Source organism: Pseudomonas sp. FP2338 (genome assembly GCF_030687515.1).
Classification (GTDB): Bacteria; Pseudomonadota; Gammaproteobacteria; order Pseudomonadales; family Pseudomonadaceae; genus Aquipseudomonas; species Aquipseudomonas salomonii.
Genome location: NZ_CP117436.1, coordinates 1,958,516 through 1,982,438, shown reverse-complemented (window position 1 = coordinate 1,982,438; position 23,923 = coordinate 1,958,516). Strand labels below are relative to the sequence as shown.

Below are 23,923 nucleotides of genomic sequence, written 5' to 3'. Positions count from 1 at the left end.
GGCTTAGCCCTCCTTGGCAGGCGTTGGCGCGGATTGGCCGCTGTCTTTCAGGGCCTTGGTGACTTCCGGCGGCATGTATTTCTCATCGTGCTTGGCCAGCACTTCATCGGCCACCACCACGCCGTCGGCGTTGAGCTTGCCCAGGGCGACGATGCCCTGGCCTTCACGGAACAGGTCCGGGAGGATGCCGCGATAGGTGATGGTCACGGCTTTGTTGAAGTCGGTGACCACGAAGGTCACGTCGAGGGAATCTCCGGAACGCTTCAAGGAGCCCTTCTCGACCATGCCGCCGGCGCGGATGCGCGTGTCGACTGGCGCTTCGCCATTGGCGATTTGGGTCGGGGTGTAGAACAGGTTGATGTTCTGCTGCAAGGCGCTCAGGGCCAGGGTCACGGCAATGCCGACGCCGGCCATGATGGCGAGGATGATCAACAGACGCTTTCTACGCAGCGGATTCACTTATCGGTCTCCCGGCGCAAACGACGCGCCTCTTGTTGCAGGTAACGCTTGCGGGCCAGGATCGGCGCGGCGACGTTGAGGGCCAGCACCGCCAGGCAGATGCCATAGGCCGTCCAGACATACAGGCCGTGATGGCCCATGGCGAGAAACTCACTGAACGAGTTGAAGTTCATCCGCGCGCTCCCAGGCTGTTTTGCACTTGGGCCTTGACCCAACTGGTGCGGGCTTCACGCTTGAGCACTTCGAGTCGCATGCGCATCAGCAATACGGCGCCAAAGAAGCAGTAGAACCCCAGCACCATCAGCAGCAGCGGCGCCCACATTTCCACGGGCATCGCCGGTTTTTCGGTGAGGGTGAAGGTGGCGCCCTGGTGCAGGGTGTTCCACCACTGCACCGAGTATTTGATGATCGGGATGTTGATCACGCCGACAATCGCCAGCACCGCGCAGGCCTTGGCGGCGCTGTCGCGGTTGCTGATGGCATTGCCCAGGGCGATAAGGCCGAAGTACAGGAACAACAGGATCAGCATGGAGGTGAGCCGCGCGTCCCACACCCACCACGAACCCCAGGTGGGTTTGCCCCAGATCGCGCCGGTGACCAGCGCCACGGCGGTCATCCACGCGCCGATGGGCGCGGCGCATTGCAGGGCGACGTCGGCCAGTTTCATCTTCCACACCAGGCCGACGATGCCGCACACGGCCAGCATCACGTAGCAGGACTGCGCCAGCATGGCGGCGGGCACGTGGATATAGATGATGCGAAAGCTGTTGCCTTGCTGGTAGTCCGGCGGCGCGAAGGCCAGGCCCCAGACCAGGCCGATGCCGATCAGCAAAATGGCGGCGACGCTCAACCACGGCAGCAATTTGCCGCTGATGCCGTAAAACCATTTGGGCGAGCCGAGCTTGTGAAACCAGGTCCAGTTCATTGCTGTTTCCATCACGGTGGCTGTGCGTCATTGCGCAAAGCTCAGGGTCTTTCTTATGTTGAAGAGCTGATTATGTCGCTTAACCAGACCTCATTATTCGCCGACGCTGATCTTCAGGCCAGCCGCTATAGCAAAGGGTGTCAGGGTTACCGCCAAGGCGGTCAGGCTGCCAAGCCACAGCAGGTAACCGGTCGCCGGCATGCCCATGAGCGCGGCCTGCAAGGCGCCGCTGCCCAGGATCAACACCGGGATGTACAAAGGCAGAATCAGCAGGGCCAGCAACAGGCCACCCCGCTTCAAACCGACGGTCAACGCTGCGCCCACCGCCCCCAACAGGCTGAGCACCGGCGTACCGAGTAACAAGGACAGGAGCAACACCGGCAGGCACTCGACGGGCAAGCCGAGCATCATCGCCAGCAGCGGCGAGAGCAATACTAGCGCCAAGCCGGAAAAAACCCAGTGTGCCAGCACCTTGGCCAGTACCAGAAGTGGCAAGGGGTGCGACGAAAGGACCCACTGTTCGAGGGAACCGTCTTCGAAATCACTGCGAAACAGCCCGTCCAGCGAGAGCAGCACCGATAAAAGCGCGGCCACCCACACCAATCCCGGGGACAAGGTTTGCAACAGTTTAGTCTCGGGGCCGACCGCCAGCGGGAACAACGCGATGACGATGGCGAAGAACACCAAGGGGTTGGCCAATTCGGCCGGGCGGCGGCACAACAGGCGGGCTTCGCGGGCGACTAACAGCGCGAACACACTCATGCCGACCACCGCCCTAAATCCAGGTCGCGGTAACCGGCGGGCCTGCGCGCCAGCGTGTGGTGGGTGGTGAGCAGCACCAGGCCGCCCTGCTCGCAGTGTTGGGCCAAGTGTTCTTCGAGCTGGGCGACGCCTTGCTTGTCGAGCGCGGTGAAAGGCTCATCGAGAATCCACAGCGGCGGGCCTGGCAGATACAAACGCGCCAGCGCCACGCGGCGTTGCTGGCCGGCGGACAAGGTGTGGCAAGGCACGTCTTCAAAACCCTTGAGGCCGACCGCGGCCAGTGCCTGCCAGATGGCATCGCGGGGCGCCGGATGATGCAGGGCGCTGAGCCAGCTGAGGTTTTCTTCCGGCGTGAGCACGTCCTTGATGCCGGCGGCGTGGCCGATCCAGATCAGGTTGCGCGCAAGCTCGGTGCGTTGCTCGTTAAGGGGCTTGCCGTTAAGTCGAACCTCACCGGCCGTCGGCTGCATCAAACCGGCCAGCAGGCGCAGCAAACTGGTCTTGCCGCTGCCGTTGGGGCCGCTGATCTGCACCATGTCGCCGCCCGCCAGCCGCAGTTCGAGGTGCTCGAACAGCAGGCGCAGGTCGCGTTCACAGGCAAGCGCTACGGCTTCTAGAAGAGGGCTGGTCAAAAGATCGCGGGCCTTTACGGTTCAAGTCGGCGGTGCAGCGGCCGTTATAGAGAAATGCACAATAACGGCTTTGGCGACCGATTTTAGAGAGCTGGATCAAATAGTTGTGAGGTTTTTACCGCTCTCTTTGCAGACGGGCGGCATTATACATGTGATGCCCTACTCTAAAGAGGGCAATTTCCCCAGAGACGACGCGCACGATGACCGGTGAGATCAACCTTCCTACGCTGCCGCCAGCACCGACGCCCGGGCCTGCCCCGCTGCCGCCGACCGGCGAGTTGTTGAAACTGCTGGAGCCGCAGACCGGCCTGATCGACCCTGGGAAAACCGCCAACGCCGAGGTGATTGCACTTAAACAAGGCGGTGACGCGTTTCAGCTGTTGCTCAAGTTGACCCTTGAAGGCGGCCGCCAGACCTTGGTGCAGGCGAGCAGTGCCCAGCCGTTGCCGCTGGGCAGCAACGTGGCGGTGAGCCAGACGCCGACCGGCAACCTGAGCATCACTTTGCAGCAAGCCTTGAGCGCCAATGTGGCCGCACTGACGCGCATCGACACCACGCAAATGCCGGTGGGCACGCTGTTGCAGGCCAAGGTGCTGACCACCCAAATGCTGCCGCAAGGCACGGCGCAACCGGCGATTTATCGCTCACTGGTCAGTGTGCTCAATAACGCCCTGGCCGGCACCACACTGAGCCTGGAAAGCCCGCAACCGCTGCGGGTCGGCAGCTTGCTCAGCGCCGTGGTGCAGAATGCGCAAACCCTGAATTTCGTGCCGCTAAGCGGTCTCAAGGATCAGTTGGCCGTGGCGCAACAGCTGTCGACCCAGCAAAGTCGCCAAGGCTCGCTGGATGTACTGTTCACCGCGCTGCAAAGCCTGCCTGCCGACGACACCACCTCCAGCGACCTGCGCGCCGCCGCCGCGCGCTTGCTCAACGCCCTGCCCGACCTGGCGCAAGTCAGCAACCCCAAGGTACTGGCGCAGCTGGTACAGAGTAGCGGCGTGTTTCTTGAGGCCAAATTGCTCGCCGGGCAAGACCCGCAAATTCCGCCTCTGGACATGAAGGGCGCGCTGCTGCGCCTGGTTGCCGATTTGCTGCCGACCCTGCCCGCCGCGACGAATCTGAACGCCATCCTCGCCGCCAATACCCTGGCCCAGGTACTGCCCAATTTCGTGCGTAACCCGCTCAGCACACTCGGCCAGATCGGCGCCCGACAAGCCCCGGCGGGCTTTCCGCTGCCGGACCGGCTGATGGCGAAACTGGCAGGCGAAGGCGACCTGGAAAACCTGCTGCGTCTGGCCGCCGGGGCGATTTCCCGGCTGCAAAGCCATCAGCTGTCGAGCCTGGAGCAAACCGGCACCACCGCCGATGGCCGGCTGCAAACCACCTGGCAGCTGGAAATCCCCATGCGCACCTTGCAGGACATTGTGCCGTTGCAGGTCAAGTTCCAGCGTGAAGAACCGCCGCCGGACAAGGACCAACCGGAGCGCAAGGACAAGAAAGACCCCAAGCAAATGCTCTGGCGCGTCGAGCTGGCCTTCGACATGGAGCCACTGGGCCCGTTGCAGGTGCAGGCGCAACTGACCCAGGGCAAATTGTCCAGTCAGCTGTGGGCCTCGCGCGCGTTCACCGCCAGCCTGATCGAAAGCCATTTGGGCAGTTTGCGCGAGCGCCTGGTGACTTCGGGTATCAATGTCGGCGACCTGGACTGCCACCTCGGCACCCCGCCACGCGGGCCACGAACCGGATTGGAGCAACGCTGGGTGGATGAAACCGCATGAAAAACCCGACCCCGCCGCGCCAGGCGATTGCCCTCAAGTATGACGGCCAGCAAGCGCCAACCCTGGCGGCCAAGGGCGACGATGCCTTGGCCGAAGCCATTTTGAAGTTGGCGCGGGAAAATGAAGTGCCGATCTATGAGAATGCCGAGCTGGTGAAACTGCTGGCGCGCATGGAGTTGGGCGACAGCATCCCGGAGGAGTTGTACCGCACGGTGGCCGAGATTATTGCGTTCGCGTGGACGCTCAAGGGCAAATTCCCGGTGGGCTATGACCCGAATGCCGAGCCGGTGGAGCGGGATGTGACTGAGCGCGGAGATGATTACTGAGTGTTATCAGATGTACACAAATCAAATGTGGGAGCGGGCTTGCTCGCGAAGGCGCTGTGTCAGTCACCCCATGTGTGACTGATGTACCGCCTTCGCGAGCAAGCCCGCTCCCACATTGTTGAACGCTGTCTAGTTCAGGACTTCACTCAAGGGAATGAAATTGACGCGGTCGCCAATATCGAGTGTCGTACCCTCCAACACCTCCACAAACCCTTCGGCCCACGCCGCGCTGCGCAGCACGCCGGAGCTCTGGTTGCGGTAGATAATCGCCCGGCCCTGCTCGAGACGCCCGCGCAGGTACTCGCGACGGTTACCCGGCTGAGGCCATACGAACCCCACCGGCACTTCGAAACGCAGCGGCGCCACGTCCTGCACGCCTTGGCGGCGCAGCAGATAAGGCCGGGCCAGCAGTGCAAAGGTCACCAGCGTCGAGGCCGGGTTGCCGGGCAGGCCGATCACCGGCACACCGCGAAAGTGCCCGAAGGTCAGCGGTTTGCCTGGTTTGATCGCAAGTTTCCACAGCGCCAGTTCGCCCTCTTCGCGCAGGGCGATGCCGAGAAAATCCGCCTCGCCGACCGAGACACCGCCGGTGGACAGGATCAGGTCGACACTGCCCAGGCTTGCCAGGCGTGTGCGGGTCTTTTCCAGATCATCCGGTAGAATCCCGGCATCGATCACTTCACAGCCCATGCGTGCAAGCCATGAGCACAACACACGCCGGTTACTGTTGTAGATCTGCCCCGGCCCCAGCGGCAGGCCGGGTTCGATCAGTTCGTCGCCGGTGGACAGCACGGCCACACGCACCCGGCGCACCACACTCAAACAGTCATGCCCGAGGGAGGCAGCCAGGCCCAGTTCAATCGGGCCCAGGCGAGTGCCGGCGTTTAACACCAACTCACCGACCGTGGTTTCCTGGCCCTGGGGGCGAATGTTCTGGCCGGCCCGCAAACGCTCGGTGAAGCTCACGCGGTCGTCGGCGTGGACCACGGCGTTTTCCTGCATCTCCACGCAATCGGCGCCTTCAGGTACCGGCGCGCCGGTAAAGATGCGCGCGCAGGTGCCGGCGGCGAGTGGCTGCGGCGCCTGGCCGGCGAAGATGCGCTGGCTCACGGGCAGCGGCTCGCCGGTCCAGTCGGCCAGGCGCAGGGCGTAACCGTCCATGGCGCTATTCGGCCAGGGCGGCAGGTCGAGCGTGGAGATCAGGTCTTGCGCCAGCACGCGGCCATCGCAATCGGCCAGGGGCAGTACTTGCGGCTCACGGATCGGCGTGGCGTCGGCCATGTCCAGCAGCTGGCGTAGCGCGTCTTCTACCGGCATCAGGGCGCCAGTCTTGCCGGGCTTATCCAAGGGCTTATGCAAAGGCTTATCCAAGGGCTTACCCACGGGATTCGCAGGGTTCGGCCTGCTTCAGGTGCGGCACAAAGTTGCACGGGCGGTGGCGGTTATCCAGTTGCTCGGCAAGGATGCCATCCCAACCGGTGCGCACCGCGTTGGTCGAACCCGGCAGGCAGCAGACCAGCGTGCCGTTGGCCAGGCCGGCCAGCGCGCGTGATTGCACGGTGGAGGTGCCGATGTCGGCCACGGAGATCTGGCGGAACAGCTCGCCAAAACCGTCGACCTGCTTGTCCAGCAGGCAACTGACGGCTTCGGGCGTGCTGTCGCGGCCAGTGAAGCCGGTGCCGCCGGTGATCAGCACCACTTGCACCACGTCTTCGGCGATCCAGTGGGCGACCTGGGCGCGAATTTTGTACAGGTCGTCCTTGAGCAGCACACGCTCGGCCAGGTTGTGGCCGGCGGCGGTCAGGCGATCGACGAACACCTGGCCGGAGGTGTCGGTGTCCAGGGTGCGGGTGTCGCTGACGGTCAGCACAGCGATATTGAGGGGTACGAAAGGCGCATCAGCCTTGGCTTTCATGGCTCGGTCCGGTTGTCGAATGAACAGCCCGATGTTATATCACAGGCCCCTATTTGCCTGCCGCAGCGGAACCACCATGTCGCTTGATTCTTCGCCCCTGCCCTGTTCGATCCTGCTGCTGGCCGGTGGCCGTGGCCAACGCATGGGCGGCCAGGACAAAGGCCTGCTGCCCTGGCACGGCCAGCCGTTGGTTGCCCATTTGCAGCGCCTGACCCGCCCACTCACCGATGACTTGATCATTTCGTGCAACCGCAACCATGAGCAGTACGCGCCGTATGCCGACCAGTTGGTGAGCGACGACAGCCCGGACTTCCCCGGCCCGCTGGCGGGCATCCGCGCGGGGCTGGCCGCCGCGCAGCATGCGCATGTGCTGATACTGCCGTGTGACGTACCCAACATCGACGTAGGACTGTTGGACGATTTGTGTGAGGCGGCACGCCGCAACCCGCAGCTGCCGGTGATGGTACGCCATGGCGCGTTCTGGGAACCCTTGATCTGTATCATCCCCACCCACCTCAAAACCGCGGTACAACAGGCATGGGACGCCGGTGAGCGCAGCCCGCGCAAGATCTTCGTGCAGCTGGGCGCAGTGGGCCTGGAATGCCCCGCCGATGACCCACGCCTGGCCAACTTGAATACACCCGAGCTGTTGCACCCTGGGTCCGGCGTGTCAGAATGAACCTCGCACAAGGAACTTTGTCGACGCCATGCGCGTCACAAGGTCAGCTATTTAAAAGAATTCTCTTGGAGACAAACTCATGACTCAACGGACCATCGCCGCTCTCATGCTTGCACTGGGCCTCGCCACTCTCGCCGGTTGCGCTTCGCCTACAGTGATCACCCTGAATGACGGTCGCGAAATCCAGGCCGTCGACACCCCTAAATACGACAAGGCTTCGGGCTTCTACGAGTTCGAACAACTTGACGGCAAGCAGACCCGTATCAACAAGGATCAGGTTCGCACCGTTAAAGACCTGTAAGTCTTAAGCGTTTGCCCACAAGGCCCGCCATGTGCGGGCCTTGTTGTTTCTGGCGGTTACCAGTCGAGGGTGATGCGGCTGCGAAAGTCGCGTTGTTCACCGGTCACCGGGTCGATAAAGCGCACGCCCTGAGCCAGCAGTTTGAGCGGGTTGGCGTAGTCGTCCTCGGCATCCTTGAGCACCTCGGGGTAGAACGGGTCGTTGCAGATACTCGCCCCCAGCGCCGTCATGTGTACCCGCAGCTGGTGCTTCTTGCCGGTCACGGGGAACAGGCCGTAGCGCCACAAATCGCCATTTTTCTCGCGCACCTCCACCGCCGTTTCGGTGTTGCTGGCGCCCGGCCCTTCCTGCATGCGAAAGAACGGCTGGCCATCGACCAGGCGACTTTTATGCACCAGCGGAAAGGTCAGGTCGGGTAAGGCCGGGGCAATGGCTTCGTAGAATTTATCGATTCGCCGTGTGGGAAACAGCTGCTGATACGCCGACCGGGTTTGCGGGTTGGCCGAGAACAGCACCAGCCCCGCCGTGTGCCGATCAATGCGATGCAAGGGCACCAACGCGGGGTTGTCCAGGCGACGAATCAGGCGGCGCAACAGGGTTTGCTCAACGTATTCGCCGGCCGGGGTCACCGGCAGAAAGTGTGGCTTGTCGGCCACCACCAAGTGCTCATCGGCATACAGGATAGTTTCCTGAACCGGGATCACCTTCTCATTCGGCACTTCGCGAAAATAGTAAATGCACAGGCCTTCCTTGTAGGCGAGGTCCAGGCTGATTGGCTGGCCATTGATGTCCAAGACACGACCACGGGCGACGCGGTCCAGCCAGTGTTCACGGCTGATCGCCGGAAAGTGCTCGCACAGGCAATCGAGCACCGTCGCCCAGGGGCCGGGTGGCAGGTACAACGTGCTGGCTTGATGCTGGGACGCAGAGAAAGCGGATGTGGACATGCAATGCTCGAAACCTGGATAAACCGGCAGGCATTATCCCGCATGGAACGCGATTGGGCCTAGGGCGGATCTCAGGCCTTGGCCAATTGCGCTCGCAACACCGGCGAGGCGCTGGCAGCCTCGGTAAATTCCTTGAGCCAACGCAACACGTCCACCGCTTCCCAGCGGCCGGGATCGTAGAGCGCGTACAGCAAGCCCTGGTAACCCACCACGTCCAGCTGCTTGTGGTAACCGGCGCGCTGGAACAACGCCTCGATCTCGGCAAAGCAGGTATTGAAATGCACTTTGTTAAACGGCGTCTTGCCTTCCGTGACCAGGCCGTCGAGGCGCAGCTCGTTCACCGCGTCGCGCACGACGTCGGCGGACATGCGATTGACGCTGCTTTTCAGTTGTTCAACATTCACCACGGGCGTTCCCTCTATTCAATCACTGTACAAACATACAGTAACGTAATATTCGGAAACTCGCCATCGCGAAAACGCGCCCGGGCGATCAAGAGCACTCGTGCACGACCAGTGGGTCTGCTCAGAGGTTCTGCAACTGAGCACTTATGCGCTGACAATTGCTGCGCAGCACATCCACAAAGTGGAGGACGCTGGACGATTCGGGGCGGTGCAACGGCCGTACGACACTCACACAGTAAGAAATCGAATGGGAAAAACGCCTTATCTGCAAACCTCTGCCCACATAGTCCAGCGCGGTGAGCGGATTGACGATTGCAACGCCGACACCCAGGTTGACGGTCGCGCACACAGCGCTGGCGTTATGCGTTTCGACCACCAGCCGTCTTTCAATGCCCGCCTGGTGAAAGATCGCGTCGGTTTTGATCCTGTAAGGGTCATCAGCCGCCAGGTAAACAAAATTTTGCCCATTGAAATCCTCTGGTGTGAGGACGGCTTTTGCATTGAGCGCATGGTGAGAGGGCAAGACACACACAACATCAAGGTTTAACAAGGTTTCGCTGTGGGTTCCAGGTGGCGTCTCAAGGGTTTCAGTCAGCCCCAAATGATAGCGCTGAGCCGTCAGTGACTCTTCCAAGGCGGGAGATTCCTGCGGCGTAACATTGATGCTGACACCCGGGAATTTAATACAAAAATCCTGGCAGACCTGCGGCAGCAAGGCATTCGAAAACGCCGGCTGGCAGGTCAGCGAAATTTGCCCATGGCGAAAGTGCCGGATCGCCTCAGCGGCGTTCTTGACGCGCGCCAGGCCCACATAGCTGCGCTGAACTTCATCGAAAAGCATAAGGCCATGCTCGGTGGGAATCAGTTTTGCGCCCGCGCGTTTGAACAAGGTCAACTGGGTCAAGGTTTCAAACCGACTCAGCTCGCGGCTGATAGTGGGCTGCGAGGTATGCAGGAGAGCAGCGGCAGCGGTTGCACTGCCGGTGGTCATGACCGCCCAGAACACCTCCACATGGCGAAAACTGAAATTCATGAGCAAACCCACGCGCTGAATTGAATGGGGCGAACCATATCAGAAATGAATAGATGGCCATCATTTTGATATTTTTTCTTTATTTTTTCGCCATGCACACTTGCATCGTCTGCGCTGAGAAAGTTGTCAGTGCGTTTAGTTGGCGTCATCCAATCGAGGTAAGAAGATGGACCATTTTAATTTTATCAACGGCCATTTACATGCAGAACAAGTGGATGTACGTGCCATTGTCGAACAGCACGGCAGCCCTGTTTATCTCTATTCAGCACAGTCGCTGAAAAATCACTATGCCGTACTCCAAAACGCATTTTCTGCACTGTCGCCTTTGATTTGTTTCTCGGTTAAAAGCTGCAGCAATCTCAGCGTCCTCAAGGTGCTGGTCGATCAAGGTTCCGGCCTCGACGTGGTCAGTGGCGGTGAACTGTACCGCGCACTGATGGCAGGCGTGACTGCAGACAAGATAGTGTTCGCGGGTGTCGGCAAGTCCCATGAAGAAATCAGATATGCCGTTGACGTGGGCGTATTCCTTTTTAATGTGGAGTCCGAGGCAGAGCTGCTGCGCCTGGATGCGGTCGCGTCGGCGGCCGGCAAGCGGGTAAAGGTGGCCATTCGGGTCAATCCGGATGTGGCGGATGCCGGCACCCATGAGAAAACGGCCACCGGCGGCCGCCAGACAAAATTTGGCATACCGATTGAACGTGCCTATGAACTGTTTACCCCAAAGCGTTACGCGAGCGTCGATGTCGTTGGCATTCATATTCATCTCGGGTCCCCGATCCCGTCGGCCCACACTTACTTGTCTGCCATCGACAAGATTGAAGATATGGTCAACCGGCTTCAGGCCGCTGACTGCCCGATTGAGTTCATCAATATCGGCGGAGGTTTTCCAGCGCAATACGGCAACGAAAGCAATCCCGTCTGTTCATTGACTGAAACGGGAGCGCTTATTTGTGAGCGTCTGCAAGAACTGAAACGTCGTGGTCTGCGCTTCATCATTGAGCCGGGCCGTTCGATCAGCGCGAACGCGGGCGTTTTACTCACCACGGTCGAGTACATCAAACAAGGCTGGGACCGCAAGATTGCGATTGTTGATGCGGGTATGAATGTTCTGCTGCGCCCCACTTTATACGGCGCGAATCACGTCATCTGGCCAACCCGATTTGGCGACTTTTCTGGCCATTGGACGGCATTGAGCGAGAGCGTCCGTATGGCGGGAGGCGCCCCCCTGGAAGAAATCGACATTGTTGGCCCCATTTGTGAAACCGGCGATCACTTCGCATTAGGTCGGCCTTTGCCCGCCTTGGAAGACGCAAGCTTATTGGCGATTTTCTCATGTGGCGCTTATGGGATGAGCATGGCCAGCCAATACAACTCCCGAGGGCGCCCGCCAGAAGTGCTGGTGGAGGGAGCACACGCCACATTGATACGGCGGCGCGAATCCCACGATGACTTGATCGCGCATGAGCGCTGCGGTCTGGAGAACACTCAAGGCGCTTGAACAACCAAAGCCTGGTGGTCGGCAAGCCGCCGGGCTCGCGCTACTTAAGAAAGTTGACCACCTGTTCGGTCTCGAACGGCCAATCCAGCTCCGCCCCGGTATCCAGGCGCCGAAGCACCGGGATGCGCAGCCCGTAGACTTCGGTGAGATCGGCAGGGTCGGTGATATCGACCAACTCCACCAGCAACCCGTGCTCGACGAGCGGCATGATTTCGTCTTCGGCAACCTCACAAAGATGGCAACCCAGGGTGCCGAACAACTGGCATTCAGGCAGCATGGCGAATGGACCCGATCAAAAACAGGCAATCATTCTAAGCCCACCCACCCGACTGTGGCGAGCGGGCCAGCCGGTTGCCAGGCAGCCGATCAATCCTGGCTGACCGCTCCAATCTTGTGGATCGACAAATCCGCCCCGTAATACTCCTGCTCCTGACTCAGGCGTAGCCCGTGCACGCGCTTGATCACGCCGTACACCAGCAAGCCGCCGCCCAGCGCCACGGCCACGCCCAGTGCAGTGCCGATCAACTGGCTGATCAGGCTGACGCCGCCCAAGCCACCGAGTGCGGTCTGGCCAAAGATGCCGCAGGCGATGCCGCCCCACACGCCGCACAGGCCATGCAGCGGCCATACGCCCAGCACGTCGTCGATCTTCCAGCGATCCTGGGCGGCGATAAAGCACCACACGAACAAACCACCGGCGATCACGCCCGTGACCAGCGCGCCCACCGGGTGCATCAGGTCGGAGCCGGCACAAATCGCCACCAGCCCGGCCAGCGGGCCGTTGTGCAGGAAGCCTGGGTCGTTGCGGCCGATCACCAAGGCCGCGACCGTGCCGCCGACCATCGCCATCAGTGAGTTGACGGCGACGAGGCCGCTGACACCGTTGAGAGTTTGCGCGCTCATCACGTTAAAGCCGAACCAGCCGACGATCAGAATCCACGAACCCAACGCCAAGAACGGAATGCTCGAAGGCGCAAACGCGACCAGCCGCCCTTCTCTGTAGCGCCCATTGCGCGGGCCCAACAGCAACACCGCCGCCAGCGCCAGCCAGCCGCCCATGGCGTGCACCACCACCGAGCCGGCAAAGTCATGGAAGCTGGCGCCAAAGCGCGCGAGCAACCAGGCTTGCAGGCCGAAATTGCCGTTCCACACCATGCCTTCGAAAAACGGGTAGATAAACGCCACGATCAGCGCGGTGGCACACAATTGCGGGGCGAATTTGGCGCGCTCGGCAATGCCGCCGGAAATGATCGCCGGGATCGCTGCGGCGAAGGTCAACAGAAAGAAGAACTTCACCAGGCCATAGCCGTGGTCGGCGCTGATCACCGCGGCCGGCTGCATAAAGCTCACACCGTAGGAGATCCAATAGCCTATAAAGAAATAAGCCAGGGTCGAGATCGCGAAGTCACTGAGGATTTTTGACAGGGCGTTGACCTGGTTTTTCTGGCGCACGGTGCCGACTTCCAGGAACGCGAAGCCGGCGTGCATGGCCAGGACCATGACCGCACCGATCAGGATAAACAGGGTGTTGGAGCTGTGGACAAGGGTGTCCACTGCGCTTTGCAAATTTTCCATGGAGGTTGGCAGGCCTGCATTCAAGGCAAAAAGCACCAAAGCGGTTCAAGCCAGGGTTGCGCGCACTAAATTGGCACCACCGGCCCCGCCCCTCTTGAGGAGGCGTGAACCGCTTTAGCGCAGCGATCAACACAACGGGCCGTTGCCGACAGGGTTTTTCCGCGAGTTTGTGTGATTTAGGGTAAGGTTTTTCCAGGCATTGGCCTCGATCCGCCCTGACTCGGCGCAAGCCCCAGGGCCTGCGCACCAAGGCAAAGCAAAAGCTGTACCAGACAATTGAAGTGAACCTTCACCGAAGTCGGTGACTCGAAAACTCATCTACACAAACCACGCACGCTCAAGACATACAGAATCAGCCAATCACGGAGATACCCATGGCCAGAAGAACTGCTCAGACTGCTCAAGAAATACTGATGGCGGATTTCCAAACCCTGGTCAGCGACACCGAAAAGTTGCTCGACGACACCGCCGTACTCGCCGGTGACCAGGCCGATGAGCTGCGCAGCAAGATTCACGAAAGCCTGCTCAAAGCCCGTGAAACCCTGCAACTGACCGAAGATTCCCTGCGTGAACGCGGCCAGGCGGCGGTCACGGCCACCGAAGATTACGTGCAGGCCAACCCTTGGCAGTCGGTGGGCATTGCCGCCGGCGTGGGCTTCCTGATCGGTCTGCTGGCTACAAGGCGCTAACTATCATGTCTATCGGCGAAACCGGCTCGTCCACGGGCACAAGTTCCACTTCACGACGCCTGGGCGCAGCCGTTCTGGGCTTGCTGCACAGCCACGTCGAATTATTTGGCATCGAGCTGCAGGAACAGAAGGCCCGCACCGTGAGCCTGCTGTTGTTTGCAGGCTTGGCGTTGGTGTTTGCCCTGTTATTGCTGGTGGGGTTGTCGACGCTGGTGATGATCCTGGTGTGGGACACCGGTTACCGCCTGACCGGGATCATTTGCCTCTGCGTGTTCTACAGCCTGGCTGCGGCCTTCTGTGGGGTGCGTTTGAAAGCGGCGGTGTTCGATGAGTCCACGCCCTTCCACGCCACCCTCGAAGAGCTGGCCAATGATCGGGAGCGCCTGCTGCCATGAGCATGACTGAAATCCCGCAAAACACCTCGCGCCGGGAAATGCGCAAGGCGTTGATTCGCCTGCGCATGGAAATGCATCGCCAGGAGATCCGTCACGAGTCCCAACAACTGATGGCGCCGCTGAACAAAATGCGCGATATGCGCCACAACTGGCAAGACAGCCTGGGCATCAAGCACGCGCCGCTGTGGGGCGTGGCGGCGGTGACCCTGATGGGCTTTTTTACCGGCAAGGGCGCCAAGGGCGGCGGCATCAGCAGCCTGACGCGCCTGGTGCGACTGGGTGCCGGTTTGATCCCGCTGATCAAATTGGCCATGCAGCGTAAAGGCTGAAGCTGGCTGGCTGCATTCTTGCAAACAGAATCGGCCCGGCCCTCGTCATTGAGGGCCGGGCCTTTTTTTCGCCAGCTCTCTTAAGGAGGCCCCGTGATCGACGGGCAACCGCTCGCCTGCTTCCAACCCTTCATCGATACCGCCACCGGGCGCATTGCCGGCGTCGAAGCCCTGGGCCGCCTGCGTCAAGCCGATGGTCACTTGCAGTCGGTAGGCCCGCTGTTTGCCGACCCGCGCACACCGGGCGTGGCCCTGCGCCGCCTGGACCGGCAGATCCGCGAAAACGCCTTGAGCCGCCTGCATGAAGCACCCGTCGACTGGTTTCTGAGCTTGAACATCTCACCCCGCTGGATCAACCGCCTGCGCCCTGGCCAAGCCTTGCCCAGCCTGAAACAAGTGCAGGCCCACCACGTCGATCCGCGGCGCATTGTGTTTGAAATCACCGAACTGGGCGGCGACATCCAGCGCCTGGCCGAGGTGGTGGCACGCTACCGAGAGGCCGGCGCACGCATCGCCATTGATGACTTCGGTGCGGGCTATTCGCAACTCGACCGCGTACTGGCGCTGCAGCCGGATATTCTCAAGCTCGACATGCGCCTGTTCCAGGAAGCCGCTAAAGGCGGGCCGAGCAGTGACGTGGTGCGGGCGCTGGCGCAAATGGCCGAAAAAACCGGCTGCTGGATCATCGCCGAGGGCGTGGAAACCGAGGCGCAACTGAATTTTGCCCTGGAGTGCGGCGCGCGTTATGTGCAGGGCTATCTGTTTGCCCAGGCCCAACTGGACTGGTTTGCGGCCGATGCATTCGTCGCGCGCTTTGCCCAACTGCGCAGGGTTTACGTACAGCACAAACTCGCCGAGCGTGGCCGTGTGATGCAGTTGCGCGTGCAATTGGCCGAGCTGATGAGCATCCTGCAACGCTGGGCCCAGGCCCGCGCGCCGCTCGATCAACTGCCCCAATTGCCGGACTTTCCATGGCTGCTGCGCTTTTACCAGTGCGACCGCCATGGCACCCAGCTGACGCCCAACTTCGAGTGGCGCCAGGATGCCTGGCAGGCCGACAGCCACTACCTGGGCCACAACTGGTCATGGCGGCCGTATTTCTATTACCTGCTCGCCGAAGGCTGGGAGGAGCGGCGCCTGACCCTGTCGTCGACCTACCGCGACGCCACCACCAACCAGTATTGCCTCACCGCCGGACAGTTCTTCGATAACGGTCAGCGCTTGCTGTTAATCGATATCGATGCGGCCGGCCTGTAGATTTTTGCTTGCCGATGCCGCGCTGAACCGGGAAGCTGGGAGGGTCATTCACCGCACGGAGAGTAACCGCCTTGGATTGGCCCACCCTGCTTACCCGCGAACGTCTTGGAAAACCCCTGCACAGCCCGGAAGAACTCGGCCGTAGCCCGTTCCACAAAGACCACGACCGGATTATTTTCTCCGGCGCGTTCCGCCGCCTGGGCCGCAAGACCCAGGTGCACCCGGTGTCCAGTAACGACCATATCCATACACGCCTGACCCACTCCCTGGAAGTCAGCTGCGTCGGCCGCTCCCTTGGCATGCGCGTCGGCGAAACCCTGCGCAGCGCCCTGCCCGACTGGTGCGAGCCAAGCGACCTGGGCATGGTGGTGCAATCGGCTTGCCTGGCCCATGACATCGGCAACCCGCCGTTCGGGCACTCGGGTGAAGATGCCATTCGCCACTGGTTCCAACAGGCGGCCGGACGCGGCTGGCTGGATGACATGAGCACGGCCGAGCGCAATGACTTCCTCAATTTCGAAGGTAACGCCCAAGGTTTCCGGGTGCTCACCCAGCTGGAATACCATCAGTTCGACGGCGGCACACGCCTGACCTACGCCACCCTCGGCACTTACCTGAAGTACCCCTGGACCGCCCGCCACGCGGATTCGTTGGGCTACAAGAAGCACAAGTTCGGCTGTTATCAGAGCGAGTTGCCGATCCTTGAGCAGATCGCCCACAAGCTCGGCCTGCCGCAATTGGAAGAGCAACGCTGGGCGCGTCATCCGCTGGTCTACCTGATGGAGGCGGCCGACGATATCTGCTACGCCTTGATCGATCTCGAAGACGGCCTGGAAATGGAGCTGCTCGACTATGCCGAAGTCGAGTCGCTGCTGCTCGACCTGGTGGGTGACGATTTGCCCCAGACCTATCGGCAACTGGGCCCGCAGGATTCACGTCGGCGCAAGCTGGCGATATTGCGCGGCAAGGCCATCGAGCACCTGACCAATGCGGCCGCACGCGCCTTCGTCGAGCAGCAGGACGCCTTGCTCGCCGGCACGCTGCCAGGCGACCTGGTGGAACACATGCACGGCCCGGCCAAGCGCTGTGTACTGGACGCCAAGGACATGGCGCGCAAGAAAATCTTCCAGGACAAGCGCAAGACCCTGCACGAAATCGGCGCCTACACCACCCTGGAAATCCTGCTGAACGCCTTTTGCGGTGCCGCCCTGGAGCAGCATGGCGGGCGCACGCCGTCGTTCAAGAACCGGCGCATCCTCGACTTGCTGGGCAACAGCGCGCCGAACCCAGCGTGGTCGCTGCACGCTTCGTTTCTGCGCATGATCGACTTTATCGCCGGCATGACCGACAGCTACGCCACCGAAATGGCCCGGGAGATGACCGGGCGCTCCAGCCCACAATAAAACGTTGATCTCGCCGCCTGCGTCTCGTACAGACTTTACCTACGACGGGAACAGAGCGGCCTGATCGAATTCGCACATCGGCTCGAGGAATAATCGCGCAGGCTTCTTGCGAACCTGACACACAATTCCTACGTCACGCCCCTCTGACTGAGCCATGTGCCTTCTATGCCCATACCCTGTCTTCGAATCCTATTGGTGGAGGATCATCCCTTTCAGCTCCTGGCCACTCAGTGCCTGCTCAAGAGCTTCGGTTTCGAGCAATTGACCCTTGCGGAAAATGCCGAACAGGCGATCCGCTCGATGTCCTGCGCCACCCGCCCCTTTGACTTGATGCTGTGCGATCAATGCCTGCCTGACCTGCCTGGGCTGGAACTGGTAGACATTGCCCATCGCGGACACTTCATCACCGGCGCCATCTTATTGAGCAGCCTGCCAGCAACAGAATTGTCCAACCTGACACGCCAGGCCCGGCAGCGCGGTTTGCCTCTGCTGGGTTACTTATTGAAGCCGCTGAATAAAGAGGCGCTGGCAGAATTGATTGCGCCACTGTCTTCGATATAAATGTAGGACTATAAACACTGTTCACGGGTCAATTATCGCTGCAATACCCTCGTTGAATCCCTGACACCGCTTCAGGGCTGACTGATTCGACTATTGCTTACATCCGACGACGCAAAGCCTTATCGAACGGTAGGTCATTACCTTTTATTATGTAGGAATTCTCCTGTTTTATATCTACTCCCCCCAACGTTCATCCTCCTCCCTCATCTTCTGAGCTAATGTGCCCGCTTTATTTGCACTTGCATGGAATATGATTATGAACACGGTTTTTATCATTGATGACCATCCGGTTATCCGGCTGGCCATTCGCATGTTGCTGGAACACGAGGGTTATAAAATCGTTGGCGAAACGGACAACGGGTGTGACGCGATACAGATGGTTCGCGAATGCCTGCCCGACCTGATCATTCTGGACATCAGTATTCCCAAACTCGACGGCCTCGAAGTGCTCTGCCGATTCAACGCGATGAACACCTCGATGAAAACCCTGATCCTGACGGCCCAGAGCCCGACGTTGTTTGCCACGCGCTGCATGCGCTCGGGTGCAGACGGCTATGTGTGCAAGGAAGGCGACCTGAGCGAATTGCTGAGCGCCATTCGTGCGGTGCTGTCGGGTTACAACTACTTCCCCAGCCAGGCACTCAATTCCAATGGCGTCGACAGCAAGGACGCACTGGAACTTGAACTGTTCAAGGCCGTGAACGACCGCGAACTGATGGTATTGCAACTTTTCGCACAAGGTCGTACGAACAAAGAAATCGCCAAAGGTATGTTTCTAAGTAACAAGACAGTAAGCACTTACAAAAAAAGGCTGATGCAAAAACTTAAAGCCAAGTCCTTGGTAGAACTTATCGAGATGGCAAAACGAAACGCGCTAGTGTGAGAAAGCGGATGCCCAGGCGTATAAAGGACTATCTGATTATATTATTGGCCGGCATGTGCTTGAGCACTACCGTGCCCGCAGCCCATCAAATCGGACCGAAACACTTCACCTTATTGAGCCGCGCGGGTACCGTTCAACTCGATACTCAACTGGATAAAACCCAGCGCCAGTGGCTACTGTACAAACGCGAGCTGGTACTGGGCACCTCGGCACCCGACTATCCGCCCTTCGACCTCACCTCCAGCGGTCGCGACTATGAGGGCCTGACCGCCGATTACGCAGGGCTGCTGGCCAAAGCCATGGCCTTGCCCGTCAAGGTGTTGCGCTATCCGACCCGAGACGCCGCGATCCATGCGCTTGAGACCGGGGAGATCGACCTGCTGGGCTCTTCCAACGGCTTTGAGGCTGCCAACCCCAAGCTCATGCTGTCGCAGCCGTATGCGGTGGACCAGCCCGTACTGGTGACCCGCGAAGGTGAAACCCGCAGTTTGAGCGATGGCCTGGCCGGCCTGCGCTTGAGCCTTGTCTATCACTACCTGCCGTTGAGCGAAGTGGAAAAGTTGTACCCGCAGGCGGATATCCGCGCGTTTCCCTCTTATCAGAACGCACTCAATGCCGTGGCTTTCGATCAGGCGGACGTGTTCCTGGGGGACACTATTTCCACCCATTACATGATCAACAAGGGCTACCTGAAAAACATCCACATGGCCAACTTCGGCAAGCATGAAGCCTATGGGTTCAGCTTCGCCTTGCGCCACGATCAGGACGTTCTACTGAGCATCGTCGATGCGGTGCTGGCGGCCGTCCCCATTAATGAGCGTGACAGCATCGCCAAGCGTTGGAGCGCCGGCAGCGACATCCTGCTGACCGACAAGAAACTGCAACTGACCCAGCGTGAAGAGCGCTGGCTCAAAGAACACCCGGTGGTCAAAGTCGTGGTCAATGAGACGTTCGCGCCGTTGACGTTCTTCGATGCCGACGGCAACTTTCGCGGTATTACCGCCGACCTGCTGGAATTGATCCGCCTGCGCACCGGCCTGCGTTTTGAAATCCAGCGCAGTCGCGAAGTCAGCACCATGATCGAGCAGCTCACCACGGGTAAAGCCGATGTCATCGGGGCCATCGTCCCCAGCGCCGAACGCGAGGCTCAGCTCAACTTCAGCCGCCCTTACCTGGAAAACTCCTACGTTCTGCTGACCCGCAAGGAGCCCGACGCGGCCGCAAACCTGGAGCAGATGGCAGGCAAGCGCTTGGCAATCACCCTGGGCAACCCGCTGGAGAAAACCTTGCAAGAGGACTTCCCACAGATTCGCCTGGTGGAAGTCAGTGATACCTTCAAGGCTTCGGAAATGCTGGCCCAAGGCAGTGTGGACGGCGCGGTGAACTCGTTGGTCATCGCCAACTATTTCCTGGCCTCCCAGGTGTTCCAGGACAAATTGCAGATCAGCGCCAGCATCGGCACACTGCCCGCGACCTTCGCGCTGGCCACGCCACGCGGTGCCGTTGAACTGAGCTCAATCCTGGACAAGGCGCTGCTGAGCATTGCCCCGGACGAAATGGGCGTGATCAACAGCCGCTGGCGCGGTTACACGCCGGCCTCCGACAGTTACTGGCGCAATTACCACCAACTGATTGCGCAAATCATCGTTGGCACCGGGTTGCTGCTGCTGATTTCCCTGACCTGGAACGCCTACATGCGCCGCCAGATCAAGCATCGCAAAATGGCCGAGCGCGCCCTCAATGACCAGTTCGAGTTCATGCGCGCACTGGTCAATGAAACACCGCACCCGATCTATGTGCGCGACCGCAAGGGCCTGTTGCAGACCTGCAATGACAGCTACCTGCAAGTGTTCGGGGTCAAACGCGAAGAGGTGATCGGCAAGAGTGTGGTGCAAATGGACATGGCGCTGGCCCCTGAGGCCGCGCAGTACCATGCCGACTACCAACGGGTAGTGGTGGAAGGCACTCCGTTGATCCTCGATCGCACCCTGCACATTCACGGCAAAAAACTCACGATATACCACTGGATCCTGCCCTATCGCGACTCGGACGGCGAAGTGCAGGGCATCATCGGCGGCTGGATCGATATCAGTGACCGGCGCCAACTGTTCGACGAGTTGCGCACCGCCAAGGAACGCGCCGACGAGGCCAACCGGGCCAAAAGCACCTTCCTCGCCACCATGAGCCATGAAATCCGCACGCCGATGAATGCCGTGATCGGGATGCTCGAGCTGACCCTCAAGCGCGCCGATCAGGGCCATCTCGACCGCCCGGCGATCGAAGTAGCCTATAACTCGGCCAAGGACCTGCTGGAGCTGATCGGCGATATCCTCGACATTGCACGCATCGAATCCGGCCGCCTGAGCCTGGCTCCCGAGCGCGTGAACCTGCGCGAAGTGATCGAGTCGGTGGTGCGCGTCTTCGACGGCCTGGCCCGCCAGAAAACCCTCAGCCTGCTGCTCGAATTCGACACCCACCTCGATAACACCGCCGTGCTGATCGACCCGCTGCGCTTCAAGCAGGTGCTGTCCAACCTGGTCAGCAACGCGATCAAGTTCACCGAGCGTGGGCAGGTGAAGATCAAGGTGCAGGTGCAAGCCACCGAACAGCCCCACGAGGTGCAGATGAAGCTGGTGGTCGAGGACACCGGCATCGGCATCAGCCGCGACGACCAATTGCGCCTGTTCGAACCCTTTGCCCAGGCGGACAACTCCGGGCACCTGGCCAGGAGCGGAGCGGGCCTGGGGCTGGTGATCTGTCGCAGCCTGTGCGAGATGATGGGTGGGCAACTGAGCCTGAGCAGCGTGCCCATGGTGGGCACTCAAGTACAGGTCAGCCTGAGGATGACCTGCCTCAAGCCCATTGAAGCGCTGGACGAGCTCAAGTCCCAGGCGCCGACAGCCGCGGCGGTGCTCAATGTGCTGGTGGTGGACGACCACCCGGCGAACCGTTTGCTGATGTGCCAGCAATTGGGTTACCTGGGGCACCAGTTCACGGCGGCCCAACATGGCGCCGCCGGGTTTCAAGCCTGGCGCCAGGAGCACTTCGATCTGGTGATTGCCGACTGCAACATGCCCGTGATGAATGGCTATGAGTTGAGCCGTTCGATCCGTGAATACGAGCAGCGAGAGCAACAGCTGCCCTGCGTGATCCTCGGTTTCACCGCCAATGCACAACCCGAAGAAAAACTTCGCTGTGCGCAAGCGGGCATGAATGACTGCCTGTTCAAGCCCATCAGCCTCACGGCACTGGAGCAGCATCTGGCGCAGATCAAACCGCAATCCAGCGGCCAGCAGCTGGAACTTGAGTGCCTGGACGCACTGACCGGCGGCGACCCGCAATTGAGCCGACGTTTGCTGGCGGAACTGTTGAGCAGCAGCCGTCAGGACCGCGACGACCTGGTGGCCTTGATGGCCCGCCAAGCGGCGCCCCAGGCGATCATTGAGCAAGCCCACAAGATCAAGGGCGCCGCGCGTATCGTCCAGGCAAGTGCATTGGCGGCGCAATGCGAAGCACTGGAGCAGGCCTGTGCCCGCAATGAAGCGCGCGCCACGCTGGACGTAGGGGTCAAGGCCCTGGAAAAACTCATGCTGGAGCTGGAGAGGACGCTGCAGGTGCAGCTCCATAAGCTGGGCAGTCAATAACGGCGAGCCGCCCTCTCCTGCTGGATCAGCAGTCGGTCAACCGCAGGAAAATCGCCGCCAACTGCTCGATGCCTGCCTGGTCCTGCTCGCTGAAACGGGCCAGCGACGGGCTGTCCAGATCCAGCACACCCACCAGCAGGCCATCCTTGACCAATGGCACCACCAGTTCGCTGTTGGAAGCGCTGTCACAGGCAATATGGCCCGGGAACGCATGCACATCTTCCACCCGCTGGGTTTGGCGCGATGCCGCCGCCGCGCCGCAGACGCCACGCCCGAAGGGGATACGCACGCAAGCGATCTGGCCCTGGAACGGGCCAAGCACCAGTTCTTCATTGCGGTTGAGGTAAAAGCCCGCCCAGTTCAAGTCGTCCAACTGGTTGAACAGGAACGCCGAGAACTGCGCACTGTTGGCGATAAAGTCACGCTCATCGGCGAGCAGCGATTCCAGCTGCGCGCAGAGCATGGCATAGCCGTCCAGGCCGGTGCCGGCCTGTTGTAAATCGATCATGGTTGACGCTCCAACAACTTGAGACCCACCCAGTAACGGGCGAATTGATACGCGCACCGGCCGTTGCGGTTGCCACGCCCGGTGGCCCAGCGCACGGCCAGGATGTCGAGGGCTTCATCACGCTGCCACTGCAAGCCGGCCTTGCTGGCCAGTTCGCCGATCCAGTGTTCGACCACGTCCAGGAAGTGTTCCTGGCTGAACGGGTAGAACGACAGCCACAGGCCAAAACGGTCGGACAAGGCAATCTTGTCTTCCACTGCCTCACTGGGGTGCAACTCACCGTCCACGCGCTTCCAATTGTCATTGTCGCTCTGGTTTTCCGGCACCAGGTGACGACGGTTGGAAGTGGCATACAGCAAGACGTTTTCCGGCGCTTGCTCAAGAGAGCCGTCCAGCACGCTCTTGAGTACGCGGTAATCACCCTCACCCGCTTCGAAAGACAGGTCGTCACAGAACAGGATGAACCGCTGCGGCAGCTTGAGCAGTTGCTCGACCACGCGCGGCAGGTCAGCCAGGTGGTCGCGCTCGATTTCAATCAGGCGCAAACCGGCCTTGGCATGCTGGGCCAGCAAGGCGCGCACCATGGAGGATTTGCCGGTGCCGCGCGAGCCCCACAGCAACGCATGGTTGGCGGGCAGGCCATCAAGAAATTGCTGAGTGTTGCGAGCCAGTTGCTCACGTTGCTTGTCCACGCCGATCAGGTCGGACAGGCGCATGTCCAGGCTCACTTCCAACGGCAGCAAAAAGCCGCTGCGGCCTTCGCGCTGCCAACGGGCGGCGAGGCAATTATTCCAGTCGATGGCTTGACGCGGTGCCGGTAACAACGGTTCCAGGCGAGCCAGAACCGCATCGGCCCGCTCAAGAAAGGCATTCAATCGAGAGTCCACGATTATTCCTCTGGCAAGTTCTTGCAAAAGATGGCGTATTGGCAACCCTGTGGCAGACCCCACGAGGCTGCGTATAAAACGATTCATGCCGGCCGAGCCAAAGCCTGTGGATGTTCAGCTATGCTTGCCGGGC

General features: G+C 60.6%; 27 protein-coding genes. 13 read left to right on the top strand and 14 right to left on the bottom strand.

Features of this window, described 5'->3' with window-relative positions:
* Window positions 1-3 precede the first annotated feature (3 nt).
* The 5 genes from ccmE to ccmA form a co-directional block, all read right to left on the bottom strand.
* A complete protein-coding gene (ccmE, locus tag PSH96_RS09100; RefSeq protein WP_305458709.1) occupies window positions 4-459 on the bottom strand; it encodes a cytochrome c maturation protein CcmE in 456 nt (151 codons plus the stop codon).
* The gene (ccmD, locus tag PSH96_RS09095; protein ID WP_017136196.1) at window positions 456-632 is read right to left on the bottom strand and encodes a heme exporter protein CcmD; all 177 of its coding nucleotides are present in this window, start codon (window positions 630-632) and stop codon (window positions 456-458) included. The genes ccmE and ccmD overlap by 4 nt, the downstream gene beginning before the upstream one ends.
* Window positions 629-1,384, bottom strand: a complete 756-nt coding sequence (locus PSH96_RS09090) for a heme ABC transporter permease (protein WP_305458708.1) — start codon at window positions 1,382-1,384, stop codon at window positions 629-631. Before PSH96_RS09090 ends, ccmD begins: the two co-directional genes overlap by 4 nt.
* A gap of 93 nt (window positions 1,385-1,477) precedes the next feature.
* Entirely contained in the window at window positions 1,478-2,146 is a 669-nt protein-coding gene (ccmB, locus tag PSH96_RS09085) for a heme exporter protein CcmB (protein WP_014717701.1), read from the bottom strand.
* Window positions 2,143-2,778 carry a cytochrome c biogenesis heme-transporting ATPase CcmA gene (ccmA, locus tag PSH96_RS09080; protein ID WP_138451781.1) on the bottom strand — a complete coding sequence of 212 codons (636 nt, stop codon included), beginning with the start codon at window positions 2,776-2,778 and terminating at the stop codon, window positions 2,143-2,145. The genes ccmB and ccmA overlap by 4 nt, the downstream gene beginning before the upstream one ends.
* Window positions 2,779-2,978: 200 nt before the next feature.
* Here ccmA and PSH96_RS09075 point away from each other — a divergent pair, with 200 nt between their 5' ends.
* Window positions 2,979-4,556 carry a flagellar hook-length control protein FliK gene (locus PSH96_RS09075; RefSeq protein WP_305458707.1) on the top strand — a complete coding sequence of 526 codons (1,578 nt, stop codon included), beginning with the start codon at window positions 2,979-2,981 and terminating at the stop codon, window positions 4,554-4,556.
* Entirely contained in the window at window positions 4,553-4,882 is a 330-nt protein-coding gene (locus tag PSH96_RS09070; RefSeq protein ID WP_305458706.1) for an EscU/YscU/HrcU family type III secretion system export apparatus switch protein, read from the top strand. The genes PSH96_RS09075 and PSH96_RS09070 overlap by 4 nt, the downstream gene beginning before the upstream one ends.
* 129 nt (window positions 4,883-5,011) lie before the next feature.
* Here the strand turns inward: PSH96_RS09070 and glp are convergent, their stop codons facing one another.
* Together glp and moaB are read right to left on the bottom strand one after the other, a co-directional pair.
* Window positions 5,012-6,199 (bottom strand): gephyrin-like molybdotransferase Glp, encoded by a 1,188-nt coding sequence (gene glp / locus PSH96_RS09065; RefSeq protein WP_305460018.1) that lies wholly within the window; start codon window positions 6,197-6,199, stop codon window positions 5,012-5,014.
* Window positions 6,200-6,257: 58 nt separating this feature from the next.
* A complete protein-coding gene (gene moaB / locus PSH96_RS09060) occupies window positions 6,258-6,797 on the bottom strand; it encodes a molybdenum cofactor biosynthesis protein B (protein WP_056857153.1) in 540 nt (179 codons plus the stop codon).
* Window positions 6,798-6,873: 76 nt separating this feature from the next.
* Here moaB and mobA point away from each other — a divergent pair, with 76 nt between their 5' ends.
* Entirely contained in the window at window positions 6,874-7,476 is a 603-nt protein-coding gene (gene mobA / locus PSH96_RS09055; protein WP_305458705.1) for a molybdenum cofactor guanylyltransferase MobA, read from the top strand.
* A gap of 79 nt (window positions 7,477-7,555) precedes the next feature.
* Window positions 7,556-7,777 (top strand): YgdI/YgdR family lipoprotein, encoded by a 222-nt coding sequence (locus tag PSH96_RS09050; RefSeq protein WP_017136187.1) that lies wholly within the window; start codon window positions 7,556-7,558, stop codon window positions 7,775-7,777.
* A gap of 56 nt (window positions 7,778-7,833) precedes the next feature.
* Here the strand turns inward: PSH96_RS09050 and PSH96_RS09045 are convergent, their stop codons facing one another.
* From PSH96_RS09045 to PSH96_RS09035, 3 genes are all read right to left on the bottom strand, one after another.
* Complete coding sequence (locus tag PSH96_RS09045) at window positions 7,834-8,724, bottom strand: pseudouridine synthase (RefSeq protein ID WP_305458704.1); 891 nt, start codon at window positions 8,722-8,724, stop codon at window positions 7,834-7,836.
* A gap of 71 nt (window positions 8,725-8,795) precedes the next feature.
* Window positions 8,796-9,131, bottom strand: a complete 336-nt coding sequence (locus PSH96_RS09040) for a hypothetical protein (RefSeq protein ID WP_003189932.1) — start codon at window positions 9,129-9,131, stop codon at window positions 8,796-8,798.
* 118 nt (window positions 9,132-9,249) lie between these two features.
* A complete protein-coding gene (locus tag PSH96_RS09035) occupies window positions 9,250-10,161 on the bottom strand; it encodes a LysR family transcriptional regulator (protein ID WP_305458703.1) in 912 nt (303 codons plus the stop codon).
* A 166-nt stretch (window positions 10,162-10,327) separates the two neighbouring features.
* Here PSH96_RS09035 and lysA point away from each other — a divergent pair, with 166 nt between their 5' ends.
* The gene (gene lysA, locus PSH96_RS09030) at window positions 10,328-11,659 is read left to right on the top strand and encodes a diaminopimelate decarboxylase (protein ID WP_305458702.1); all 1,332 of its coding nucleotides are present in this window, start codon (window positions 10,328-10,330) and stop codon (window positions 11,657-11,659) included.
* Between the two features lie 40 nt (window positions 11,660-11,699).
* Here the strand turns inward: lysA and PSH96_RS09025 are convergent, their stop codons facing one another.
* Both PSH96_RS09025 and PSH96_RS09020 read right to left on the bottom strand, forming a co-directional pair.
* A complete protein-coding gene (locus tag PSH96_RS09025) occupies window positions 11,700-11,936 on the bottom strand; it encodes a glutaredoxin family protein (RefSeq protein ID WP_056857158.1) in 237 nt (78 codons plus the stop codon).
* Window positions 11,937-12,025: 89 nt separating this feature from the next.
* A complete protein-coding gene (locus tag PSH96_RS09020; protein WP_058422871.1) occupies window positions 12,026-13,234 on the bottom strand; it encodes an ammonium transporter in 1,209 nt (402 codons plus the stop codon).
* Window positions 13,235-13,608: 374 nt separating this feature from the next.
* Here PSH96_RS09020 and PSH96_RS09015 point away from each other — a divergent pair, with 374 nt between their 5' ends.
* The 8 genes from PSH96_RS09015 (at window position 13,609) to PSH96_RS08980 (ending at window position 22,395) form a co-directional block, all read left to right on the top strand.
* Window positions 13,609-13,923, top strand: coding sequence for a YqjD family protein (locus PSH96_RS09015; protein WP_056857159.1), 315 nt, complete (start codon window positions 13,609-13,611; stop codon window positions 13,921-13,923).
* Window positions 13,924-13,928: 5 nt separating this feature from the next.
* The gene (locus PSH96_RS09010) at window positions 13,929-14,318 is read left to right on the top strand and encodes a phage holin family protein (RefSeq protein WP_017136181.1); all 390 of its coding nucleotides are present in this window, start codon (window positions 13,929-13,931) and stop codon (window positions 14,316-14,318) included.
* Window positions 14,315-14,647: a hypothetical protein gene (locus PSH96_RS09005; RefSeq protein ID WP_017136180.1), complete on the top strand. Its 333-nt coding sequence runs from the start codon at window positions 14,315-14,317 to the stop codon at window positions 14,645-14,647. The genes PSH96_RS09010 and PSH96_RS09005 overlap by 4 nt, the downstream gene beginning before the upstream one ends.
* Before the next feature lie 93 nt (window positions 14,648-14,740).
* Entirely contained in the window at window positions 14,741-15,904 is a 1,164-nt protein-coding gene (locus tag PSH96_RS09000) for an EAL domain-containing protein (protein WP_305458701.1), read from the top strand.
* A 71-nt stretch (window positions 15,905-15,975) separates the two neighbouring features.
* Window positions 15,976-17,307 (top strand): deoxyguanosinetriphosphate triphosphohydrolase, encoded by a 1,332-nt coding sequence (locus PSH96_RS08995; protein WP_056857161.1) that lies wholly within the window; start codon window positions 15,976-15,978, stop codon window positions 17,305-17,307.
* Between the two features lie 165 nt (window positions 17,308-17,472).
* Complete coding sequence (locus tag PSH96_RS08990) at window positions 17,473-17,868, top strand: response regulator (RefSeq protein WP_305458700.1); 396 nt, start codon at window positions 17,473-17,475, stop codon at window positions 17,866-17,868.
* Between the two features lie 256 nt (window positions 17,869-18,124).
* Complete coding sequence (locus PSH96_RS08985; protein ID WP_056857163.1) at window positions 18,125-18,751, top strand: response regulator transcription factor; 627 nt, start codon at window positions 18,125-18,127, stop codon at window positions 18,749-18,751.
* 8 nt (window positions 18,752-18,759) lie between these two features.
* Window positions 18,760-22,395 carry a transporter substrate-binding domain-containing protein gene (locus tag PSH96_RS08980; protein ID WP_305458699.1) on the top strand — a complete coding sequence of 1,212 codons (3,636 nt, stop codon included), beginning with the start codon at window positions 18,760-18,762 and terminating at the stop codon, window positions 22,393-22,395.
* Window positions 22,396-22,420: 25 nt separating this feature from the next.
* On the opposite strand, the gene PSH96_RS08975 is transcribed toward PSH96_RS08980, so the two are convergent.
* Window positions 22,421-22,903 (bottom strand): GAF domain-containing protein, encoded by a 483-nt coding sequence (locus PSH96_RS08975; RefSeq protein ID WP_138816082.1) that lies wholly within the window; start codon window positions 22,901-22,903, stop codon window positions 22,421-22,423.
* A complete protein-coding gene (locus PSH96_RS08970) occupies window positions 22,900-23,790 on the bottom strand; it encodes an ATP-binding protein (protein WP_138816083.1) in 891 nt (296 codons plus the stop codon). The genes PSH96_RS08975 and PSH96_RS08970 overlap by 4 nt, the downstream gene beginning before the upstream one ends.
* Between the last annotated feature and the right edge of the window lie 133 nt (window positions 23,791-23,923).

Excerpts from the sequence above, each read along its gene's own strand:
- PSH96_RS09025 (WP_056857158.1), bottom strand. The coding sequence starts at position 11,936 with ATGCTGCCTGAATGCCAGTTGTTCGGCACCCTGGGTTGCCATCTTTGT.
- PSH96_RS08985 (WP_056857163.1), top strand. The coding sequence starts at position 18,125 with ATGAACACGGTTTTTATCATTGATGACCATCCGGTTATCCGGCTGGCC.
- PSH96_RS09010 (WP_017136181.1), top strand. The coding sequence starts at position 13,929 with ATGTCTATCGGCGAAACCGGCTCGTCCACGGGCACAAGTTCCACTTCA.
- PSH96_RS09035 (WP_305458703.1), bottom strand. The coding sequence starts at position 10,161 with ATGAATTTCAGTTTTCGCCATGTGGAGGTGTTCTGGGCGGTCATGACC.
- PSH96_RS09005 (WP_017136180.1), top strand. The coding sequence starts at position 14,315 with ATGAGCATGACTGAAATCCCGCAAAACACCTCGCGCCGGGAAATGCGC.
- glp (WP_305460018.1), bottom strand. The coding sequence starts at position 6,199 with ATGCCGGTAGAAGACGCGCTACGCCAGCTGCTGGACATGGCCGACGCC.
- ccmD (WP_017136196.1), bottom strand. The coding sequence starts at position 632 with ATGAACTTCAACTCGTTCAGTGAGTTTCTCGCCATGGGCCATCACGGC.
- PSH96_RS09020 (WP_058422871.1), bottom strand. The coding sequence starts at position 13,234 with ATGGAAAATTTGCAAAGCGCAGTGGACACCCTTGTCCACAGCTCCAAC.
- moaB (WP_056857153.1), bottom strand. The coding sequence starts at position 6,797 with ATGAAAGCCAAGGCTGATGCGCCTTTCGTACCCCTCAATATCGCTGTG.
- PSH96_RS08990 (WP_305458700.1), top strand. The coding sequence starts at position 17,473 with ATGCCCATACCCTGTCTTCGAATCCTATTGGTGGAGGATCATCCCTTT.
- ccmB (WP_014717701.1), bottom strand. The coding sequence starts at position 2,146 with ATGAGTGTGTTCGCGCTGTTAGTCGCCCGCGAAGCCCGCCTGTTGTGC.
- PSH96_RS09070 (WP_305458706.1), top strand. The coding sequence starts at position 4,553 with ATGAAAAACCCGACCCCGCCGCGCCAGGCGATTGCCCTCAAGTATGAC.
- PSH96_RS08980 (WP_305458699.1), top strand. The coding sequence starts at position 18,760 with ATGCCCAGGCGTATAAAGGACTATCTGATTATATTATTGGCCGGCATG.
- PSH96_RS09050 (WP_017136187.1), top strand. The coding sequence starts at position 7,556 with ATGACTCAACGGACCATCGCCGCTCTCATGCTTGCACTGGGCCTCGCC.
- PSH96_RS09090 (WP_305458708.1), bottom strand. The coding sequence starts at position 1,384 with ATGAACTGGACCTGGTTTCACAAGCTCGGCTCGCCCAAATGGTTTTAC.
- lysA (WP_305458702.1), top strand. The coding sequence starts at position 10,328 with ATGGACCATTTTAATTTTATCAACGGCCATTTACATGCAGAACAAGTG.
- PSH96_RS09015 (WP_056857159.1), top strand. The coding sequence starts at position 13,609 with ATGGCCAGAAGAACTGCTCAGACTGCTCAAGAAATACTGATGGCGGAT.
- PSH96_RS08975 (WP_138816082.1), bottom strand. The coding sequence starts at position 22,903 with ATGATCGATTTACAACAGGCCGGCACCGGCCTGGACGGCTATGCCATG.
- PSH96_RS09045 (WP_305458704.1), bottom strand. The coding sequence starts at position 8,724 with ATGTCCACATCCGCTTTCTCTGCGTCCCAGCATCAAGCCAGCACGTTG.
- mobA (WP_305458705.1), top strand. The coding sequence starts at position 6,874 with ATGTCGCTTGATTCTTCGCCCCTGCCCTGTTCGATCCTGCTGCTGGCC.
- PSH96_RS09075 (WP_305458707.1), top strand. The coding sequence starts at position 2,979 with ATGACCGGTGAGATCAACCTTCCTACGCTGCCGCCAGCACCGACGCCC.